The organism is Neisseria sp. P0021.S007 (genome assembly GCF_051956855.1).
On sequence record NZ_JBQCXA010000755.1, the window covers coordinates 1 to 610 of the forward strand.

Here is a 610-nt window from a genome sequence, read left to right on the forward strand (position 1 = left end):
ATTCCTGCGTGCCTTGGTGGGTTAGTGCGCTGATTTGGAAGAGGCGCGGGGTTTCCATGTCGAATTGGAAGCGGTCATCGGGTTTGGGGTAATCCCAGCCGATGGCTTCGAGGAAGGCGGCGCTACGCGCTTGGGCTTCTTCTTCATCAAGCATATCGAGTTTGTTCAGCACCAGCCAGCGCGGTTTGCCGTAGAGTTCTTCATCGTATTTGCGCAACTCGTTGATGATAGCAAGAGCTTCTTCGGCGGGGTTGACGGTTTCGTCGAAGGGCGCTAAATCGACGACGTGCAGCAGCAGACCGGTGCGCGATAAGTGTTTGAGGAAGCGGTGGCCGAGGCCTGCGCCTTCTGCCGCGCCTTCAATCAGACCAGGGATGTCTGCCATGACGAAGCTGTGGTTTTCGTCGATGCGCACAACGCCTAAGTTCGGATGCAGAGTGGTGAAGGGGTAGTTGGCGATTTTGGGGCGCGCGGCGGATACGGCGGTAATCAGGGTGGATTTACCGGCGTTGGGCATGCCTAATAAGCCGACATCGGCGAGGACTTTGAGTTCGAGTTGCAGGGAACGGGTTTCGCCTTCTTCGCCGGGCGTGGATTGTTTGGGCGCGCG

The 610-nt window shown here is 57.9% G+C and carries 1 protein-coding gene; it reads right to left on the bottom strand.

Features of this window, described 5'->3' with window-relative positions; genetic code table 11:
* A partial coding sequence (locus tag ACTHUR_RS15795) for an Obg family GTPase (protein WP_440399601.1) occupies positions 1 to 610 on the bottom strand: 610 nt, incomplete at both ends.